Genomic DNA, 4,104 nt, shown 5'->3' with positions numbered 1-4,104 from the left:
GTGAGGCTGATGATGGTGGTGGTGGTGATGCCCGAAGTCATTCAGATAGGACATCTTGGCTGCGTAACACTGCTTCGTGATGAGGGTGAAGCTGTCGTAATGGGTATCCGTGTACCACACGTCCATGGAATTGCGGTCGCGCACCAGGCGTTCCTTTCCTCGGCTTGCATCCTGGCTCGGTTTGGACGAGTTGACGTCGTATTCGCGGTAGTCGCCATCCTTGGAGAGGTGACCCTCTGTATTCTTAAAGAGTCCGCCCGTCACAATCACCCTATTGTTATCCAGGGTGTACTCGTAGCGGGATTTTTGGCTGGGCCATTTCAGGTCGTTCCAGATCGCGCACGCCTTCGTGACGTTCGACGCAAGTGCCCGCGGCGCAGCCGATGGCGAGGCGACAGCCGCGTCGGATGGTGCGGAGGAGAGTACCGTCAATGCGGAACTCAGGGCCGCCACGGTAGCTACCGTCATCGTTGAGAACCTTCGCGAGTGCGACATCGCGACTCCTTGTCCATTGCCCTGAAGGTTTGACGTCCGGGGAGCCGGCCTGGCTCGAGCCGTCCTTGCGGGCGCACGCCGACGGATTTGATGCGGTGGGCACCGATAGTGCAAGGGTTTCCCCGGGCGGATCGGGAGTCGCGACGCTGTAGGCCTCTCAGAGGCACGCGCCTCGCCACCCGAGATAGTACACAAACCACCCCCGGCACCCACTCTCACCCGGCTCGGCCGAGCCCGCCACCGGAGGAAGGCGCGGCTGTGAGAGGGGCGGACGTGCCCTCCCGCATCGGCAGTGGCAAGTGCCATGCATCTCGCATCAGGTTCACGCAGGGATCGACGATCCGGGGCGCACATCGTTTCGGATCGAAAAGTGTTCGCTGACGAAGTTGTTCCAAATTCAATGAGACTGGTTCCCTTGCCTCAAGGTGTGAGATGGCTTCAGGTGTGCTTTCCTGAGGGCAACGGAGGTTCCACCTCCTGCCGCAAGGGGATCGGCCTCGCATCGCAAGAACGCCTCCGGGCGCGGGTCATCGGACCATCGCCTCGGCGAAGCGGTTGCCGGAGATCGAGGGTACTCTGCGGGTGCAATTTTCTGAATCCGATCGAATGGTCGATCTGTGATTTTCTACCCATTCGGGCTAAATTCGCGGACCGTAAGCAGCGTACTGGACCCTCATGGCGCATGCCGCTGACCTGGGCGCTTAATTCGATCGGCTCGTGCGCCTAGAACCAAATCCTGGCGCATTCGAATCTTTCTGTGGAAGGAGAGGTAATGGCTGAGACACTGGTGTTTGCGTGCACCATCGAGAATCTCACGGCAACCCCGCTCAAGGTGAAATCAGTGAATCTTGAATGGGGCAAGTGGGAGGACCGGGGAAACCACAAGCCCGTAGAGATCCCTGCGGGTAAGCGCCTGCAGGCATTCCGCACCAGCGGTCGGCAGTCAAGTTCCTCTGGGACTGAGGGTACGGTCGTCTATCAGTTCGGAGACGATTCGGACGCGACGGTGGAGATCTATTGGGACGTTCCATGGGCCCCGGGGGCGAACAACACGCTGAAGGTGAATACTTCGAGCAAGTACATTGTTGTACAAACTGACGGCTTTGTCGGCAGCGGCAGCACAGAAACTGTGACCATGAACGTGGGCCGCATCAAGTAGACGCGGATAGAACAGCGGGAAGGAGAAATCGATGAGTGAAGCGCCTTTCACCTACACGATCAACAACCTCGCGTACGACGAACTTCGGCCGAAGAGCGAAAAAGCCACCCTGGGGCTCTGGGATCCCAGTCCGCAAACCATCCCGGGACGCACGCGGTCGGACGAGATCAAGGTAACACCCAAAGGTCGAAGCCCTTATGTGAAGGGGCTGGTCGTGTACCAGGTCGACAGTGACGAGTCGGCTTGGGTGAAGATCGGCTGGGATATACCGGGACACGGGTCGATCAACATCGTCAACGTCGAGACGTCCCACCCGGAGATCATCGCCGCCCTTGACGGGTACGACGGTCGGCAGGACACCGAATCGATTACCGTCACTGTTGTCGACGCGCGGTCGACAAAGTCCGGCGGTAATGGGTAGAGGGGCATTCGGCGACGGCTGACGCCGGATCGCACACCCAGAAGTACAGAAGGGCAGCACATGACTGTGTTGCCCTTCTTTTCTAGCGAAAAGTGATGACCATGGCAGATTATGACGACGCGCGAGGACCGGACGACACCATGGACCGCTCCGATTCCGACGGCTTCCCGACCTGGGTGGCGGAGGGGGGAAAGGGCCAGATAGTGGTCCCGGAAAGCGACGTGCAGGCCGGTGGCCCGTGGCACCTGTGGTGGATTCCCGGCGAGGGCCTGCCGGAGCCCGTGGACACCGAAGCGGCCGACGCGAGCGCGGCCGATGGGAGCGGCGGCGGGATCATCGACCGGAAGTACGGGAAGCGCGGGCCGGGTGAGTACGTACTGGCGTCGTTCTCGAAATCCGGCGAGCTGACCGGCTGCAAGGACGTTCTTCCCGGGCCTCCCAAGGCCGCAGTGGACTTCGGCGAGTACCTGAGGAGCCTCAGGACGTGGCAGCAGATCACCCCGCAGAATCCGGACAAGAAGGAGCAGCTCGGCAAGACGCAGACCACGCACCTCACCACCGACAAGGGCTACGTCTCCGAGGTGCGCAAGTCGTACTCGCTCACCCGAACACCTGAAGACATCATCACGTTCAACCCGAACGCGGAGGGTCTGTGGCCCGGTGCCCTGGTGTCCGGGCAGACGGCCAAGAACGGTCTGCTCAGGGAGATCGGCATCACCGGCCGCCAGCGCACACCGGTGCGGATCACGATCGACAACCTGGAGTCCAAGCCTTCCACACTGGTGGCGAATCCGGACACCGGCACGGTGACGGACGCCATCAAGGGAATGGTGCAAGGAGTTTCGGGCGGGTATCGCAATCTGGTCTTCAACATGCGCGAAGCGTTCAGTGACGAAGAGATCGCCCTCAACTTCGGCTTCTCCGCATCGTATTCCGGATTCTCCGGCAGCACCAAGGTCTCGGCCAGTCGCAGGCAGCAGAAGAACACCATCGTCGCCTATCTGCGAGAGTCGGCCTTCACGGCGTCCTGCGACACCAGTCGGCTCCCCAACGACTGGATGAACGACAGCTTCACCTACCAGGATCTGGAGGAGCTGAAGAAGAACGGCCGTATCGGGGTGGAAAACCCCCCGCTGGTGGTCGCCTCGGTGACCTACGGCAGGATCCTGATGTTCACGTTCACCTCGTCCGAGTCTGTCACGGAAATGACAGCCGCCCTCAACTTCGGCTACAGCGGGGCAGGAGGGCAAGTCAACGCGGAACTGGAGGCAAAGTACAAGAAGATCAACCGAGAGGCGGAGATCAGCCTCATCAGCATCGGAGGCAGTGCCAAGCCCGTCCAGGAACTCCTCCAGAGCCGGAAGCTCGAAAAGTACTTCGATGCATTCCCCACACTGGCGGACTACAGCCCCATGGGCTTCGTCCTCAAGACGCTTGACACCAACGTTCCCGCGCGGATGAGCGAGACGACGGCCTATGACGAGATCCGCTACGAGCCGGCGGTGTTCGACCTGAAGCTGGAGATCCTGGGCGTGACGGAGGAGCCGGTCAGGAAGTACTGGCTCAAGCTCGACGGTCGGCGGGGCGACATCAAGCCGGACGGCAGCGTCTACCCGCCGCTCGAAGGAAGGCACCGGTACAGCGGTGAGGGGCAGGGCGACCCCTTCAAGATCGAACTCTACCAGTTGTGGGACGGCATCGATTACCACATGGGTGACTCGTACTTCGTGCCCGATCTCTATCAGATCGCCAACCGGGAGTCGTACAGCGTCGAGCAGGAGTTGCCTTTTGAATTCAGTGCCAAGTCGATCGGCCTCAAATTCCGGCTACGTGTGACGAATCTGGCGTATGGAGACGGCGGCGGTACCCGCCGCAAGACGGAACTAGGGAAGTTCGAAGACAGGTCGGCGCGAGCACCGGGAAAGGGGACGACACGGTCGCCTGCGGCTGCCTCAAGGTCGGCGTGAGGGCGGCGCTGCCGGACGCCGGTTTCGGGACGAGGCCGAGTGGCGCGCCCCGTCACCGCCGA

The 4,104-nt window shown here is 61.2% G+C and carries 4 protein-coding genes; 3 read left to right on the top strand and 1 reads right to left on the bottom strand.

Annotated elements, in window-relative coordinates; genetic code table 11:
- Positions 1 to 468 (bottom strand): ribonuclease domain-containing protein (locus ABT015_RS37755; protein WP_350887841.1); only part of this gene is annotated, 468 nt, incomplete at its 3' end.
- A 799-nt stretch (positions 469 to 1,267) separates the two neighbouring features.
- Between ABT015_RS37755 and ABT015_RS37750 the strand changes: the two genes are divergently transcribed.
- The 3 genes from ABT015_RS37750 (at position 1,268) to ABT015_RS37740 (ending at position 4,042) form a co-directional block, all read left to right on the top strand.
- A complete protein-coding gene (locus ABT015_RS37750) occupies positions 1,268 to 1,654 on the top strand; it encodes an aegerolysin family protein (protein ID WP_350887837.1) in 387 nt (128 codons plus the stop codon).
- A 31-nt stretch (positions 1,655 to 1,685) separates the two neighbouring features.
- On the top strand, positions 1,686 to 2,075 hold the full coding sequence (locus tag ABT015_RS37745) for a hypothetical protein (RefSeq protein WP_350887834.1): 390 nt from the start codon (positions 1,686 to 1,688) through the stop codon (positions 2,073 to 2,075).
- A gap of 101 nt (positions 2,076 to 2,176) precedes the next feature.
- A complete protein-coding gene (locus ABT015_RS37740) occupies positions 2,177 to 4,042 on the top strand; it encodes a thiol-activated cytolysin family protein (RefSeq protein ID WP_350887832.1) in 1,866 nt (621 codons plus the stop codon).
- Positions 4,043 to 4,104: the final 62 nt, after the last annotated feature.

Source organism: Kitasatospora sp. NPDC094016, from assembly GCF_040304045.1.
Classification (GTDB): domain Bacteria; phylum Actinomycetota; class Actinomycetes; order Streptomycetales; family Streptomycetaceae; genus Kitasatospora.
This window is presented reverse-complemented; position numbering and strand designations above follow the sequence as displayed.